The sequence below is a fragment of the Deltaproteobacteria bacterium genome (assembly GCA_016709225.1).
Taxonomy (GTDB): Bacteria; Myxococcota_A; Polyangia; order Nannocystales; family Nannocystaceae; genus Xiheibacterium; species Xiheibacterium phototrophicum.
The window spans coordinates 1562696-1577915 of record JADJEE010000012.1 but is presented as its reverse complement, the minus strand read 5'-3'; the positions used below and the strand labels follow the sequence as shown (position 1 = coordinate 1577915).

13 protein-coding genes are annotated in these 15220 nt (G+C 71.3%); 7 read left to right on the top strand and 6 right to left on the bottom strand.

Annotation, left to right across the window (positions count from 1 at the left end):
- Nucleotides 1-55 precede the first annotated feature (55 nt).
- The 4 genes from IPH07_31450 (at nt 56) to IPH07_31435 (ending at nt 3272) form a co-directional block, all read left to right on the top strand.
- Complete coding sequence (locus IPH07_31450) at nt 56-1573, top strand: CHAD domain-containing protein (protein MBK6921955.1); 1518 nt, start codon at nt 56-58, stop codon at nt 1571-1573.
- A gap of 101 nt (nt 1574-1674) precedes the next feature.
- On the top strand, nt 1675-2136 hold the full coding sequence (locus tag IPH07_31445; protein ID MBK6921954.1) for a MaoC family dehydratase: 462 nt from the start codon (nt 1675-1677) through the stop codon (nt 2134-2136).
- A 163-nt stretch (nt 2137-2299) separates the two neighbouring features.
- Nucleotides 2300-2578, top strand: a complete 279-nt coding sequence (locus IPH07_31440; GenBank protein MBK6921953.1) for a hypothetical protein — start codon at nt 2300-2302, stop codon at nt 2576-2578.
- Between the two features lie 130 nt (nt 2579-2708).
- Nucleotides 2709-3272: a hypothetical protein gene (locus IPH07_31435; protein ID MBK6921952.1), complete on the top strand. Its 564-nt coding sequence runs from the start codon at nt 2709-2711 to the stop codon at nt 3270-3272.
- 1242 nt (nt 3273-4514) lie between these two features.
- Here the strand turns inward: IPH07_31435 and IPH07_31430 are convergent.
- Nucleotides 4515-5006: a hypothetical protein gene (locus tag IPH07_31430; GenBank protein ID MBK6921951.1), complete on the bottom strand. Its 492-nt coding sequence runs from the start codon at nt 5004-5006 to the stop codon at nt 4515-4517.
- Between the two features lie 112 nt (nt 5007-5118).
- Nucleotides 5119-7371 (bottom strand): tetratricopeptide repeat protein, encoded by a 2253-nt coding sequence (locus tag IPH07_31425; protein ID MBK6921950.1) that lies wholly within the window; start codon nt 7369-7371, stop codon nt 5119-5121.
- On the opposite strand from IPH07_31425, the gene IPH07_31420 reads away from it, so the two are divergent.
- Nucleotides 7371-7655, top strand: coding sequence for a hypothetical protein (locus IPH07_31420; GenBank protein ID MBK6921949.1), 285 nt, complete (start codon nt 7371-7373; stop codon nt 7653-7655). The genes IPH07_31425 and IPH07_31420 overlap by 1 nt on opposite strands.
- Before the next feature lie 38 nt (nt 7656-7693).
- Here IPH07_31420 and IPH07_31415 read toward each other — a convergent pair whose 3' ends face one another.
- Nucleotides 7694-8995 (bottom strand): AarF/ABC1/UbiB kinase family protein, encoded by a 1302-nt coding sequence (locus IPH07_31415; GenBank protein ID MBK6921948.1) that lies wholly within the window; start codon nt 8993-8995, stop codon nt 7694-7696.
- A gap of 213 nt (nt 8996-9208) precedes the next feature.
- Here IPH07_31415 and IPH07_31410 point away from each other — a divergent pair, with 213 nt between their 5' ends.
- Nucleotides 9209-10009: an OmpA family protein gene (locus IPH07_31410; protein MBK6921947.1), complete on the top strand. Its 801-nt coding sequence runs from the start codon at nt 9209-9211 to the stop codon at nt 10007-10009.
- Nucleotides 10010-10357: 348 nt separating this feature from the next.
- Nucleotides 10358-12094 (top strand): hypothetical protein, encoded by a 1737-nt coding sequence (locus IPH07_31405; GenBank protein ID MBK6921946.1) that lies wholly within the window; start codon nt 10358-10360, stop codon nt 12092-12094.
- A 7-nt stretch (nt 12095-12101) separates the two neighbouring features.
- Here the strand turns inward: IPH07_31405 and IPH07_31400 are convergent, their stop codons facing one another.
- From IPH07_31400 to IPH07_31390, 3 genes are read right to left on the bottom strand one after another with little or no spacing between them, the layout of a single operon-like run.
- Nucleotides 12102-13724: a serine/threonine protein kinase gene (locus IPH07_31400; protein ID MBK6921945.1), complete on the bottom strand. Its 1623-nt coding sequence runs from the start codon at nt 13722-13724 to the stop codon at nt 12102-12104.
- A gap of 23 nt (nt 13725-13747) precedes the next feature.
- Complete coding sequence (locus tag IPH07_31395; GenBank protein MBK6921944.1) at nt 13748-14293, bottom strand: hypothetical protein; 546 nt, start codon at nt 14291-14293, stop codon at nt 13748-13750.
- Nucleotides 14290-15219, bottom strand: a complete 930-nt coding sequence (locus IPH07_31390; protein ID MBK6921943.1) for a hypothetical protein — start codon at nt 15217-15219, stop codon at nt 14290-14292. The genes IPH07_31395 and IPH07_31390 overlap by 4 nt, the downstream gene beginning before the upstream one ends.
- Nucleotide 15220: the final 1 nt, after the last annotated feature.

Here is a 15220-nt window from a genome sequence, read left to right as displayed (position 1 = left end):
CGTCACGGTGTTGTGACTGGACGGCGGCCCAGGGGCACCGCTAGCGTGACCTCGCATGGTCGCCGTCGAGACCGAAGCCAAGCTCGTGTGCGGTCCCGACTTCGTGGAGCGCGAGCTGTTGGGGTGGCTCGCCCGACGCGGCGACGTCAGCGGCCCGGTGGAGCTGCAGCAGCAAGACACCTATCTCGACACTCGCACCGACGAGCTGGTCGCGGCCGGGCTCGCGGTGCGCGTGCGCGACAGTGCGGGCCTGCGGACGGTCGAGCTCAAGCCGGTGCCGATCGAGCGCTCGCTGGTGTTGGCGCGCTCGGAGTTCACCTGTGCGCTGCGACCCGGTGAGGACGCCGGTGAGCGGGTGCGGACCTGGGTCGCCGAGTTGTTCGGGCTCGAGCTCGGCGAGACCCCCCGCGAGGTGCTGACCCTGACGACCACGCGGCGTCGCTTCGCGGTCTCGATCGACGGCACGGCGATGGAGCTGTGCGTCGACCACGTCCGTGCCGCCGAGCCCCACGCCCGCCGCGCGAGCTTCCACGAGCTCGAGCTCGAGCTGCGCTCGGGGGACGCGGCGGTGCTGCGCGAGCTCGCGGTCCAGCTCTCGAAGCGCGCGGGTCTCTCGGCGTCACACCGCACCAAGTTCGAGCGGGCGCGCGCGAGCCTGGGCCTCGGAGAGTTCCGCTACGGCGCCAAGGCGCCCAGCCCCGACGCAGACGCGCTGCTGGTCGACGCCGCGCGCGCGGTCATCCACGCGTGGTGGCAGACCGTGCTGGCCCACGTACCCGGCGTGCGCGTGGGCCTCGACCCCGAGCACGTGCACAAGATGCGGGTCGCGATGCGGCGCCTTCGTACCGCGCTGCGGGTCTACGAGGCCGCGTTCGATCCCGAGGCCGGTGACGACTTCCGCCGGCGGCTGCGGTCGTTCGGCCGCTTGCTGGGCCAGGTGCGCGACTACGACGTGCAACGCGAGGCGATCCCCGCGTGGCGTGCCGCGTTCGTCGGCATTGCGGCCGAGGCGTGGGCCGACGTCGACGATCGACTGGTGCGTCGCCGCCATCGCGCGAGGTTGCAGGTGCTGCAGGCGATGCGCTCCGAGGCGTGGCGCGAGCTCGTGGTCGCAGCCGAGCGCTGCATCGCCAGCGCAGTGCCGGGGCTGCGCCACACCGTCGGTGCAGCCGCGCCGGGCCTGGTCGCGGCTCGGGTCGAACGTTGCGCTCGCGCGTTCGCACGCCTGCGTGACGACGGCGACGCCGAGGATGCCCACGCGCTGCGCATCGAGATCAAGAACCTGCGCTACACCGTCGAGTTCTTCGCGCCGGTGTTGGGGCCCCACGTCGAGGAGCCGTTGCGGGCGGTGACCGAGCTGCAGGATCGCCTCGGCGAGGTGCAAGATGGCGTGCAGACCGGGCGGCTGGCCGGCGAGCTGTTGGTGATGCCGCCCCCGCCGGTGGCTGCGACGGCGGCGGCCCTCGGCGCGCTCGTCGGGCACGGTCACGCGATGGCCCAGACCGCGCGGGCGCTGGGGCTGGCCGCTGCCGACCACGTCGGCCTCGAGACCGCACTCGCAGCCCTGCGATAGCAGCCCTGCGCGCGTCGCCGCGTGGCCGGCTCGCGTACCGTCGCGTCGCGGATCCCACGCGAGGGATTTCGTGGCATGCATGCGCCGCGAGGAGCGAAGTCATGGGCGCACTGACGGTCGAGGGCATCGAGGGCATGCGTGCGTTGGTCGGCAAGACCCTGGGACCGACCGCACCGGTGGTGTTGGATCAGGCGGCGGTGCAGGCCTTCGCGGACGCGACCCACGATCACCAGTGGATTCACCTCGACGTCGAGCGTGCGCGCAAGACCGCGTTCGGCGGTACGATCGCCCACGGCTACTTCGTGCTGAGTCTGCTGCCGCAGCTGATGTTCGAGCGCCTGCTCGACGTACGGGGCGTGAGCGCGATGCTCAACTACGGCGCCGACAAGCTGCGCTTCCCCGACGTCGCGAAGGTCGGCTGCGAGCTGACGATGTCGGCGACGCTCGAGTCGTTGACCCCGCGACCGCCTGGCGAGCTCGCGACCTTCGCGGTCGAGTTCCGCGCCTCGGGCTCGGCGAAGCCGTGCTGCGTGGCGCAGATCCTGCTGCTCTTGCTGCCGTGACGGCCCGGCCCGCGGGAGGGGCCGCTGGAGGGAACCTTCGGCTGGGCAGATTGCACAACCAAGCTGCGCAGTCGGGGCCCGGCACCTACGGTCGAACGCGCCGACTCGGGCGTTCCGTGGTGGCACGTCGATTGCTCTTTGCGACGCCGAGACAGGGGGGAACGTGGACACCGCCATCAAGATCGCGCCTCCGATCGTGCAGCTCGAGCCCTCGTCCGAGGGCTCGTGGACCCGCGCGGCGATCGATGCCCAGTGGGACTTCACCGACGAGCCCGCCGCCACCGACGGCGCGCTGCTCGGCAAGCCCGACGCCGAGCTCGGCGAGTTTCCTCCGGCGCGCAGCGACGACGAGATCGCGGCACTCATCGACGATGTCGCCGACGAGCTGTGCGCGGTGCCGCGGCCCCGCGCGCGACGGCCCCGCGCGACGCCACGGCGGTGATCGATCCACCGGCCGTCCATCGCCCGCCTCGAGCGACCAACTCTTGCGGAAACGGTGAGTCGGCACGCGACGTGTGCACGTCGAGCTGTCGATGATGTGGATGCGTCGCGGCGATGCTACCGTCGCCGGCATGAAGTTGGATCGTGTGTGGATCGGGTGGATTTCGTTGGTGGTGGTGGCGTGTGCTGGCGACGACGCGGGCGACTCTGCCGGTGGAAGCGAAGCGGGTGGCAGCTCGAGTGCCGGCCATGGCAGCACGGCGTCGAGCACGGGCGACGAGACGTCGGCCACGGCGACCGGCGGCGGCACGACGGGCTCGGGTGCGGATGGCGGCAGCAGCTCGGAGGCGGGCACGCAGACCTCGGCCGCCGACAGCGGCGGCTCGCAGAGCTGCGGGGAGCTCACCTGCGACGCGAGCCAGATCTGCGTGCAGCCGTGCTGCGGCGGTCCTGCGCCCGCATGCGAGCCGCTCGGACCGGGCGCCACCTGTGCCGGCGACGCGCAGCCAGTACCCGCGGATCAGTGCCCGGGCGGCTGCGACACCGAGATGTGCTGCCTGCCGATTCCGTGCGTGCCCGATCCACCGCACTGCCTGGCGAACTCCGAGGTCGCGTGCGATGGGAGCTTCTGCTCCGCACCGGGTTGCCAGGGCACGCTCGCGGTCGACGGCAGCCTCTTGTGCGAGTGCGCGTGACGCCACGCGATCGTCCGCCCCTTGCCCAGCGGGGCGGCGGCGACGCTCGCCGAAGTGCCGCGGATCGTAGCGGCCGTCGGTGAATGCTCGGGCGGTGACGGATCGGTGGGCGACGAAGGAAGTGGCCCCGTGACGATCGGACTCATGCGCGGGGGCACGCTGCGGCTCACCGTTCGGTGCTGCGCGCTCCCCTGGATGGCAGCCTGCGGCGGCGGAGGCCCCGACGTGTCCGTCGGGCCGACGTCCGCGGCATCGGCGGGATCCTCGGAGTCCATCGGCGCCACCGACGAGTCGAGCGCGGATGGAGCGGGTGACGGCGGATCGAGTCCCGCGACCTCGAGCTCCGAAACCGCCAGCGGACCGTGCAACGGCGGGTCGTGCGGGGCTCCGCCCCCTCCCGGGTGGCTCGGCCCGATCGTGCATGCGCGGGTTCTGGCGGGCGAAACCCCACCGCAGTGCTCGGGCGATGGGCTCGTCGCCGGGCCAACGTTGGTCGACGGGTTCGTCGACCCCGGGCCGGCGTCGTGCACGTGCAGCTGCGAGCTCGGAGCGCCGAGCGATGGGTGCTTCGCCCTGGTCGAGTTGGGCTCGGCACCTGATTGCGGGGAGGAGCCAAAGTTCGCGCCCATTGCGGTGGGCGAGCCTTGTGTCGAGTTGCCCATCGATGGGATGGTTCAGATCGCCATCGAATATGCCGGCGGCGTAGGGAGCTGCGAGAGGACTGAATCCGACGACATCCCGGCCTTTGCATGGGAGGCGACGATTGTCAGCTGCAAGCTCGAAGCGCCGCCCGCCGACTGCGACGGCGGGTCATGTTTGCCGCCGATTCCGTCGGGGTTTGGACCCGAGTGGTGCATCTATCGCGACGATGATGTCCCGTGCCCAGACGGGGCATACACGCAGAGGCGGTCCTACTGGGCCGATGTGATGGATACGCGCGCCTGCACGAGCTGCGTGTGCGGCCTCGAGGCCGAGGACTGTAGTCAGGCGGCGTTGCAGGTCTACGCGGAGTCAGAATGCAGCGGCGCACCCGCGGCGATACTCGGCGACCAGACGTGCACGGCTGCCCAGGGCGCCTCGGTATCGGTCGCCTCACCGACGTCGACGACTTGCCCGGTCTCGCACGCGGCCGAGCCCACGGGAGCTATCGAACCCGTGGGACCGTTCACGTTCTGCTGCCAAGGACAATGACGGCGTCGGGAGGTCGGGGCGCCGCTGCTCGAGCACGCCGGCCGGTTGTCGCTACGACGGGACGGTCGAGCATTTTTTCATCGACAGCGGTGTGCCCGGCGCGATCCGGCACGTCCACATACCCGGCCAGAAGCCGGCCGGGTAGTAGTCCGTCGCGGGGGGATCTCCGTCGAGAACGCTTGGGGGCCGGCCGACGCGGGGATCGATCGTGCATGTACAGACCGACGCCTGAAACTCGCAGCCGAATTGCGCACCGCACCACGGCGGATCGACCTCATGGCAGTTCTCCCGAACGAGCTGCTGCGATGGCACCGGCGCGGCGGCGGGAGCGAAGTAGTTGCACTCGTCGCCCTGCTGAGGGTTGGCCGCACCGGGCCAACACCCGCACTCGATTCCACCGTCGTCATCATCCTGCTCGCCCGCGCCCTGCGAACGAAGCTGGGGCTCCGACGCATCGATCTCGCGGAGATCGTCGCGCTCTTCCACGACGCAGCCGCCCAGTGTGAGGCATACCGCTGCGAACTCGACGACTCTTCGATGCACTCTGGTGCCCATCATTGCGACAGTCTGCCAGACCCCCGCAGATTCGTGGCTGGGCCGGGGCAAGTCGCGACGCCGCGGGGGCGCAGGGGCCGTGGCGAGCGCCTTCTGCCCGTCAGCCGTCGCCGCGGTAGAGCACCGTGTGCTGATCGTCGATGTCGTCGCGGCCTGGTGCCGGGATCACCATGGGTAGGGTCGCGCTGGGCGTGACCGCAGCGGGGACGCCGGGCGCGGTGCCGCGAGGACGCATGACGACGACCTGATCCGCACGATAGCCCGGCGGAGGAATCGGCGGCGCCGAGCGGATGGTGTCGCCTTCGGTCGGCTGCGGCTTGCCACGCGTGGGTGCACCCGCGCCGGTGCCAGCGCGCGCCGTCGGTGTGGTCGCCCGTGGCGACGCCGCGGGCTTGCCGGCGGGTCGTGCAGGCGCGGCCTTCGGGCTTGCCGTCGTGGTCGGGGTGGTCGGGGTCGGGCGCGTGCTCGCCGATGGGCGCGCCGGTGCATTGGCGCTGGCGCTCGCTCGCGGAGCCCCCGGCGACGGCGTGGCCGGACGCGTGCCGCCGGTCGGACGCGCGGGCGCGGAGGTCGAAGGGCGGGCGATCGCACCGCCGCGCGCAGCGGGGATCGCCGCGGTGGTCGAATGCGCCGCCGTGGGACCCGCGGGGGTGCGCGTCGTCGGTCGGCTCGCCGCCGTCGTCGCGTGGCGCGGAGCCGACGTCGCCGACGCGGGCTTGCCCGCGGCGTTCGACCGACCGGTGGTGACGGGCCTGCTCGCTGCTGCGGCGGGCTTCGCTGCGGCGGGCTTCGAGGTTGCGGCGGCGGGCTTCGCTGCGGCGGCGGGCTTCGCTGCGGCGGGCTTCGAGCTTGCGACGGCGGGCTTGGTTGCGGCTGCGGCGGGCTTGGTCGCTGCGGCGGCGGGCTTGGTCGCTGCGGCGGGCTTCGAGGTTGCCGCGGTGGGCTTCGAAGTCGCAGCCGTGGGTCTCGCTGCTGCGGCGGGCTTCGCGGGTGTGGCGGCCGTGCGGGCTCGCGTGCTGCGGAGTCGCTCCGCGAGCGTGCGCCCGGCGGCGTCGACCGATGGGGGCGCCGCGGATCGTGCGGCCGCGGCGACCGGTTGCGGCATCGCGGCGGTGGGGATCGGGCGCATGGTCGTGGCCTCGCGCTCGTCGGCGGGCTCGTTGTCTTCGAATCCCGGCGGCAGCACGACATCGTCGAGCTCGTCCAGCGATGCCAGTTGCGGCGCCGCGCGTCGCGGTGCGCGACGCGAGCCGGTGGCATCGATGTCGATCTCGGTCTCGAACGCGGCGGCCTCCGACGCGTCGTCGGCGGTCTCGCGGGGGGCCAGCGTCAGGGCCGCGGTGCCGCTGCGTGGTGCAGCCGTGGGCACGGCGGTGTCGCGACGTGGTGCAGCCGTGGGCACGGCGGTGTCGCGACGTGGTGCAGCCGTGGGCACGGCGGTGTCGCGACGTGGTGCAGCCGTGGGCACGGCGGTGTCGCGACGTGGTGCAGCCGTGGGCACGGCGGTGTCGCGGCGTGGTGCCGGCTCGGGCTCGAACATGCCCGGGATGAACGGTCGCCCCTCCGGCGTGAGCAGGAAGGTCTGGATGACCATCGTGCCCTCGGTGTCGCGCACCGGCAGCTCGACGGCGGCCATCTCGGGCAGCACCTGCACGCCGATCGGCGGCGCGATGATGCCGGAGTGCGACGCTGCCACCGGCTCGGGTACCGCGTCGATCTCGACCTCGACCTCGTCACCGGCGTCGTCGTCCCACTGGTTCACGAACTCGAGGATCGCGACCGCGTCGTCGGAGCGGCCGCGCGCGAGGTAGTTCTCGGCGAGGCCTTCGAGGCGCTGTCGCGCGGCGTCGAGCTGGCCGACCTCGGCCTCGATCGCTGCGATGTCGACGTGCACGTCGAGCTGCGAAGGATCGGCAGCGACCGCCTGCGCATAGCAGCCGAGCGCGTCGTCGTTCTCCTCGCGCTCGCGATGGATCTCGGCCGCGCGCACGAAGTGGGCGAACGCCTCGGCACCGCGCCCGCGCGCGCGCGCACAGTGGCCGAGCCCGACGTGGGCCTGGGGCTCGTCGGGGTCGATCTGCAGCACCGCCTTGAAGGCACCCGCCGCCTCTGCGAAGCGTCCGCCGGCGAGGTGTTCCGATGCACGTGCGAGGGGCCGACTGGTGGGAGGCGTCACGACAGCATCATTGGACCCCGATTCCCGTGGGTTCCACCAGTGCCCACGGACGTTTTCTCGGACGATCGTGACGATGGTCGCGTCCTCGTGCCCGTGCCGACGGGCCGCGACGCCGTCGATGCAGCGGGCCGCTCGGCGTTCAAGACATTCCGCTTTAGGCCGATGTCCCGCTCGCAATGGCCCATACCCAGCTCGCGCGTGTCATTCGCCACGCCGCCGTCACCCATGCCGCGCCGCGCGTGGCGCTCGGTTCCGAGCTGCGCTTGCACGCGGTGCCCCGGGTGCTCGACGCGATCCGCGAAATCCTGCCGTCGCAGCCGCAGCGCATCGAGCTCGACGGTTCGGGTCTACGCGTGATGACCGAGGGCGCGCGCCGGGTGCTGTTGGCGGCGACCGAGCGCCTCGCGGCCCTCGATGTCGATCTCGTGATCACCGGCTGCGACCCGTTCGAGCACGGTTGATCGCCCGCGCGGGCGCGCGATGCCACGGGTGTCCGCGCTCACGGCCCCAGGAACGGGCGCAGCAGCGGTCCGAAGGCCCCGCGGGCGCCGAGCCTGCGCATGGTCCCGTAGTGGCCGACCACCACGCGATCCAGGAACACCAGCTCCGCAGGCGGCTGGAACGACGACACCCACTTCGCGAGGAAGCCGGGCACGTGCTCGAGCGCGTCGCGGTGCATGTTCGCGGCGGCGTAGTCGAAGGGGTCGTCGCCGACGAACGGTCGCGCGAAGATGTCGCGCCACATCTTGTAGTAGCTGGCCGGCACCGCCGGCATCGCGGGGTTGCGCGCGCCCAGCCGCAGCAGGCCGGCCTCGACGCCGTCGTAGTCCTCGCCCAGCCCCGCGAGCACGGTCGCCTTGTAGGCCGCGACGATCTCGGGCTGCAGCCGCTTCACACAGCCGAAGTCGTAGAACACCAGTCGACCATCGCTGCGGAAGGCGAAGTTGGCCGGGTTTGGATCGGCGTGGATCGTCTGCAGCGAGAAGATCTGCTCGCAGACGGTGCGGAACAGCAGCGCGCCCAGGCGATCGCGGAGCTCCTGCGGGTACTCGTCGGTCTGATCGACGTGATCGCCGGGCTCGAAGCCGAGTGTGAGCACGCGCTGCGAGCTGCGCTCGCCGATGACCTCCGGCACCACGACATCGGGGTTGTCGCGGTAGTGCTCGCGGAAGAAGCGGACGTTGTCGGCCTCGTTGCAGTAGTCGAGCTCTTCGTGCAGGCCGCGGCGAATCTCGTCGAACAGCGCGTCGAGGGCCTTGCGCTCGATCTTCAGCAGGCCGCTGGCACGCAGCGCGAGCCGCAGGTGCGCGAGGTCGGAGTCGACCGCCTCGTCGACGCCGGGGTACTGCACCTTCACGACCACCTCACGGCCGTCGTCGGTGGTCGCGCGATGCACCTGGCCGATCGATGCGGCCGCGAACGGCGTGCGATCGAAGCGCTGGAACAGCGCGTGGGGTGACTGACCCAGCTCGCGCTCGATCTGCTCCTCGATGACGTCGAAGGGCATCGGCGGCGCCTCGCGCTGCAGGGTCGCGAGCGCCTCGGCGAGCTCGCGGGGCAGGATGTCCTTCGCGATCGAGGCCATCTGCCCCACCTTCATCACGGCACCCTTGAGCTCACCGAGGGTCTTGGCGATGAGTTCGCCCGAGCGCGCGTGGGTCTGCGCCCGGTCGCGTTCGGCGTCGGCGTCGGACTGGAACACCGCCTTGATGCGGGACTTCGCGTAGCCACCCGCGACCTGTGCCGTCATGCTCGCGAGTCGCAGCAGTCGGCGACCCTTGGTGACGGGGCGATCGTTCATCGATGGCGAGCTAGCCTGCGCCGACGCCCGTCGGGGCGCAAGCCAGCGCACCGGGATTTCGCGACAACCGTGCGGCAGCGCGCGGGCTGGCAGGCGTTTGGGCCTTGCGCCTTGCACGGTCCCCCGCGACACTCCCCCCGACCCAAGCCGCGCTCGATGCGGCTCGGCGAGGAACGATCCAGCATGTCGACCGCGCTCCGCTCCCTGATCCCCATGTTTGGTGCCCTGCTCCTCACGACCGCCGTGGGTGCGTGCAAGAAGCCCGAGTACCCGAAGTGCAAGAAGGACAAGCACTGCAAGGTCGACCTCGGCGAGAAGTGCGTCGATGGCTCGTGCCAGAACTGCGCGACCGATGCCGACTGCGTCGGCAAGGGCAACGGCTTCGTGTGTCACGAGTTCCGCTGTCAGGATCCCGCGCTCATCACCGAGGGTGGCGCCGGCGGCGGTGAAATCGGCGATCCGTGCACCTCGCAGCCCGACTGCACGGGTGGCTGGGCCTGCACCGAGGGCAAGTGCGCCCAGTGCACCGACGACATCCAGTGCTCGCCGTCGACCTGCAACCTCGACACGGGTCGCTGCTCGAACACCGGCCAGTGCCAGACCGACGACCAGTGCAAGATGGACGAGATCTGCGACGGTGGCACCTGCGTGTTCTCGGGCCCCGGTGGCAGCGGCGGTGACGTCGGTGGGCCCTGTGGCCTCGATGCCGTCTACTTCGGCTTCGACTCCGACACCGTCGGCGACAAGCAGGGCGCCGACCTCAAGGCGCTCGCGACCTGCATCGCGGAGCAGGGGCGCAACGTCATCCTCGAGGCGCACGCCGACAACGTCGGCACCGAGGAGTACAACATCCTGCTGACCGAGCGTCGCGGCAAGTCGGTGAAGGACATGCTCATCAACAACGGCGCGCCGGAGAACCTGCTGCAGGTGGTGGCCAAGGGCGACCTCGAGGCCCAGGGCACCAGCGAGGCCGACCGCGCCAAGGAGCGCAACGTCACCTTCGTGTGGCCGTAGTCGCGGCGGCGCGTGCGTCGAGGCCGGCTCCTGCGGGGGCCGGCGGCGCACCGATCGTCGGTGGCCGATCGAGCATTCGTCGGCGTGGGCGTGCGAAATGAGGACGCTGCTTCGCGCGGGCCCTGGGCCCACGCTTCGGGCCGCGATGGCCGTAGCCGGGCTTGGAACGATGGGCCACGGCGTGTGAGCGGGGCTGACGTTGCGTCGGCCGCTCGGCCGACGTGCCCCGCTCGGGGCCGCACCAGTGCCGTGGGCGTCCGACAACGGCAGAGCCGTGATCGAGGCGCGACTCCACAGAGGGACCATTCCCACTGCACATCCGCGGTGGTCGTAGGAGTTCCTTCCAAGATGACCGGTCGAATCGACCATGGGTGCACCCGTCGCACCCCTTCCTCGCGTGGCCTTCGCCGCGTATCCGTCTACTACGCGCCGCTGGCCCTCGCGCTCGGCTGCGATGCCGAGCTGGTGCCGGGTCCCATGGGGGCGCCGGTCTACCTGCGCGATCAACCGGCGCCGATCGACGATGGCAACGACCTCGCGGCCTACGTCGCGCAGTGCGAGGCGGTGCTGGGCCCGATCCCCGAGATCTCGTGCGACCCCGCGAGCCCGGCGCCCGGCACCCACGTCACGCGGATTCCGGTGCTGGTCGGCGGGCTGCCGCTCGGGTTCGGCGATGGCCACGAGAGTGACGAAGTCCTCGCACGTCGGCGCGAGGACGGCGACCAGTCGTGCGACTTCCCCAGCATCGGTGGCGACTTTCCCTGCACGGTGGGCTCGACGCTGGTGCAGTACGAGGATCCCGCCAATCCCAATGTGCAGTGGGTCGGCCTGTGCCGCGGCGTCGATCACGACAATGTCGGCTACGATCGATTCATCGGCAATGGTCTGATCGGCGCCAATCAGCAGACCGGCGAGATGTGCTTCTTCTTCGGCCGCAACCCCGACCCCGACGCCCCCTACGAGCTCCCGCGGCTCTCGAGCGAGGTGTCGAGCGGCGCCGACCTGGAACCGTGGCTGCCGCCGCGGGAGATGCCGGGCTCGTGCCTGTCGTGCCATCCCAACAACGACCCGTGGGTGCTGACCCCATGGTTGCAGCCGAACTACATGCGGCAGCTGCTGTCGAACCCTGCGTATCCGCTGCAGCTCCCCGCTGGTGTGGAGATCGACGACCTGCTGTCGGCCCGTTACATCCGGCAGACCCCGCCGGCCAACAGCACCATGCTGCCGACCCCGCTGCCCGCCGGTCGCACCGCGTGGACCGAAGAGGAAATCTTCGACGACACCGGTGCGCTCGCGATCCGGCAGTACCGTGCGGTGGGCTCGAGCTACGTCGCCAACGAGGCCGCCGGCACCGTGGAGCCCCGCACCGGCACCAAGCCCGACAGCTGGAGCGTGAACTTCCGCGAGCGCCTGCTGCTCGAGCCGCAGGAGTCGAGCTGCTCGGTCGGCTGTCACGCGATGGCCAACGAGAACTTCACGCGCATGGCCCACGACAGCCTCGGCAGCAAGTACGCCGCGCCGTACCTCAGCGCTCTCATGGGCGCCGACGCGGTGCCCGGCTTCAACTGGATGCCGCCGGTGTTCGGCCCGGTCGAGCCCTGGCGTCAGCGCTTCGAGGCTGCGCAGGGCCCGAGCATCCCGGCGATCACCGAGTGCCCGATCCCCAAGCAACTCGACGGTGAGCCCGAGGTGGAGATCGCCTGCGACGGTGGCGACGGTGGCTCGGTCACGGTGCGGTGGACATACGTGAACGACTTCGGCGACGTCGCAGGTCGCGACGACGTGCGCTTCGACGTCGCCGTTGCGCAGGCCGCCAACGGCCCCGACGACCGCGGCATCTCGCGGGCCGCCGAGATCGAGGGTGTGGAGATGATCGACGTGGGCCGCGACGCGATCGTGCTGCGTGACGTCGCCGCCAACGACGGCAGCGGCTACGAGGTCGTGATCCCGTTCATCGGTGCGCAGGGACACTGGTCGATCGATCTGCAGCCCAAGCGCTTCTGCTTCGAGGAGCCGGATCGACGCCCGCACGCCTGGGCACCGCCACACCACGTGGACGTCGACGTGCTCGCCGCGTGCGGCTGATCCTGCTCTAGCGCACCGCTGGCAGCAGCGGGCGATCCTCGGCATCGCGGCGCTCCGCCGAGAGGAACACCGAGTTGCGCGGCGCGGGCACGCTGGATGGCGCCGCGGCGTCGGCCGTCGTCGCCGCGGGCGCAGGTGGCGGTGGCAGCTCGGGGATCGCGGTGGTGCCGGCCGTCGGTTTCGCCGCGGCGTTGCGCGGTCGCTTGCGCAGGGGGCCACGCGCACCGACCTCGGTCGTCGGTGCGGCGTCGAGCACGACGTCCGAGCTCGCGGGTGCACCGCTCGGCGGCGCGGGCTCGCGATCGACGGCCGCGGGGGCGGAGGACGGCGCGACGATCGGGGTCGCCGTGGTCGTGACCACGGCCACCGCAGGCGCCGGCGGGGTCGCGGTCGCCGGCGGGGTCGAGACCGCAGGCGCTGCGACGACGCCGGCGTTGCGCAGCTCGACCGCGGCCGTCTCGTCGACGCGGTCGCGTGTCGCACCGAGGCTCCACGCCGTGACCGCCGAGACCACGCCGGCCACCGCTGCGATCGCGGCCCAGCCGGCCACGCGCGAGCGCGATCGCGGCGGTGCGGGCGGCGGCACCGCGACCGCCTGCGGCACCGAGTTGGCGGCCGGTCGCGGCGCGGCGCGGTCGAGCAGCTGGATGAGCCCGGTGTTGCCGACCGTCGGCGATCGCGACCCGCCGGCCTGTGGCGTCTGGCCGGTCGGAGGCACCGACGGCAGGCGGAAGAAGGTCGCGGGCACCACGTCGATCAACCGCTCGACGACGATGTTCGCGTCGGCCGGACGTCGCGTGACCTCCTTTGCGAGGCAATCGTGGACCAGCGTGACCAGGCCCTCGGGGACCTCGTGATCGACCGGCAGCAGCTCGCGCAGGTCACGGGGATGCTCGTTGAGCGTCTTGTAGAAGATCGTCGCGTCCTCGCAGCCCTCGAACGGTGAGACCCCGGCCAGCATGCGGTAGAACAACACGCCGAGCGCGTAGACGTCGACGCGGAGATCCAACGCGCCGCCGAGGATCGCCTCGGGTGCGAGGTAGCCCGCGGTGCCGAGCACGTAGCCTTCGGTCAGGGGCACCTCGTTGCGCAGGAACTTCGCGAGCCCGAAGTCGAGCAGCTTCACGAAGTTCGCGCGACCCTTGCGTTCGCACAGCATGATGTTGGAGGGCTTGATGTCGCGAATCATCATCTCGCGCGAGTGGGCGTGGCCCACGCCCTTCAGGATCTGCGCGGCGATCGGCACGAACTCTCGCATGCCGACGCGGCCGGAGCGGGCTGTGAAGTCGCCGAGCGATTCGCCGTCGACCCACTCGGTGACGAGGAACGGGCGGCCACAATCGACGCCGGCGTCGAACATCGTGACGATGTTGGGGTGCTCGAGCGCGCGCAATCGTCGGGCCTCGCGCTCGAACCGCGCGATCGCGTCGGCATCGTCCATCCAGCGCCCGGCGAGCAGCTTCACCACCACGTCGCGCTCGGGCAGGTCGCCGCGCGCGGCCTCCTTGGCGAGGTACACGTCGCCCACGCCGCCGCGACCGATCAATCGCACGAGGGTGTAGACCCCGGCGACGACGCGCCCGCTGGCGGGTTCGTCGGGCAGCGGTCCGCTGCGCCGAGGCCTCGGCATGCCACTGGGGAAGCGTTCGGCGATCATTGGCTCTTCCCGAAACCGACCACGAAGTCGCTGTTGATGGCGGCCTCGTGGCAGTCCATGCAGAAGCTGACCCGACCGGCGTGCGTGACGGTGTCGTCGCGCAGCTCGAGCCAGTACCAGTCGTTGGCGGCGGGGTTGTAGCCGGCCGGGGCCTTGTACATGACGTTCAGCCCGAACATCCCGCCGTCGGCGTCGAAGTGCTCCTTGACGAGGATCGTCTCGACCGGGAACGCCGCGGTCACGGTCGGATCGTCGGGGTCGATCGCCGCGAATGGTGCCATCGCGTCGGGCGTGCCCCACACCCGCACGGCGGCCGCGTCGGCGTGGGTCTCGGCGAGCTCGTGGACCTCGGTGAGTGGCGCGAGGTCGGCGTAGGCAACCGCGGCGGCGCGCACGAGCTCGACGTCCACCTCGACTGGGGCCCCGGTGTCGCTGGAGCCGAGGGTCTCGTCGTCGTCGTCCCCCGTCGCGCGGGGCAGTCGCTCGGGATCCGAACAGCCCAGCACCAGCGATGCAATCGTGAGTAGCTGCAATCGAATCATGGCTGCGCCTCCCCGACGACCGACTGCACCGGGACCTCGTCGTACACCAACGCGGCCGCATCTTCGCCGCGGTAGTACGGCACGTTGTCGATCGCCTGCGCCACGATCTGCAGGCGCACGGTGCCGACGCCCTCGGGCAGCACGAGGTATTGATCGGCCCGCAGCTGGTTCACCCGCGCGAGCCCCGGCGGGATCACCGAGCTCTGGTAGTCGAAATTGCAGGCCGGTAGGCAGTTCGGCACGTCCGCATCGACGTAGATGTGCACATAGCCCTCGGGTCCACCTGCGACCTCGCCGGGGGCGATGAAGCCCGGGTTCACCAGCGTGAAGTTCAGCGAGGCGACCTCGAGCTGCACCCGGGCGCCATCGGCCGCGAATCGAGCGCCCGGCGGGGGCTCGACGATCGCGACGTGCTCGAGGCCGTCGTCGACCCAGAACGCGACGTGGGCATCGGATTCGACGCTCTCGAACCGAGCGCCGTCGATGTGGCGTGGGCTGAGCACGATGTGATGCAGGCCGCCGGTGGTCGGCATGTCCAGCGATGCGATGTCGAGGCCGGCCTCGAGGTCGCCGCCGGTGACCGCGTCGACCAGTGCACCGTCGAGGTAGATCTCGACGTAGCCGGCGCGCGCGTCGTCGGATGCGTCGTCCGAGAGCACCAGATCGCGCCCCTCGAAGCTCAGCGGGATCGTGGCGTCGGCCGGCGAGAAGACCTGCAGCGGCGCGGGCGAGGCGATCTCCAGCGACGGGCCGCGTAGCTCGGCCTCGGCGCGGCACAGACCCTCGGCGCAGGCCTGCCCGAGCGGACACTCTTCGTCCTGCGAGCAGACATAGACCGCCGAGGCCTCGGCGTCGAGCTCGGCGGTGTAGCAGCCGGCCAGCAGCAGCAACGGAAGCGTCGCCAACGTGGATTCGAAACGAAGCATG

Bases quoted from the DNA above. Each gene is read 5' to 3' on its own strand.
- IPH07_31450 (MBK6921955.1), top strand. From the start codon at position 56: ATGGTCGCCGTCGAGACCGAAGCCAAGCTCGTGTGCGGTCCCGACTTC.
- IPH07_31445 (MBK6921954.1), top strand. From the start codon at position 1,675: ATGGGCGCACTGACGGTCGAGGGCATCGAGGGCATGCGTGCGTTGGTC.
- IPH07_31435 (MBK6921952.1), top strand. From the start codon at position 2,709: ATGAAGTTGGATCGTGTGTGGATCGGGTGGATTTCGTTGGTGGTGGTG.
- IPH07_31420 (MBK6921949.1), top strand. From the start codon at position 7,371: ATGGCCCATACCCAGCTCGCGCGTGTCATTCGCCACGCCGCCGTCACC.
- IPH07_31415 (MBK6921948.1), bottom strand. From the start codon at position 8,995: ATGAACGATCGCCCCGTCACCAAGGGTCGCCGACTGCTGCGACTCGCG.
- IPH07_31410 (MBK6921947.1), top strand. From the start codon at position 9,209: ATGTTTGGTGCCCTGCTCCTCACGACCGCCGTGGGTGCGTGCAAGAAG.
- IPH07_31405 (MBK6921946.1), top strand. From the start codon at position 10,358: ATGACCGGTCGAATCGACCATGGGTGCACCCGTCGCACCCCTTCCTCG.
- IPH07_31400 (MBK6921945.1), bottom strand. From the start codon at position 13,724: ATGCCGAGGCCTCGGCGCAGCGGACCGCTGCCCGACGAACCCGCCAGC.
- IPH07_31395 (MBK6921944.1), bottom strand. From the start codon at position 14,293: ATGATTCGATTGCAGCTACTCACGATTGCATCGCTGGTGCTGGGCTGT.
- IPH07_31390 (MBK6921943.1), bottom strand. From the start codon at position 15,219: ATGCTTCGTTTCGAATCCACGTTGGCGACGCTTCCGTTGCTGCTGCTG.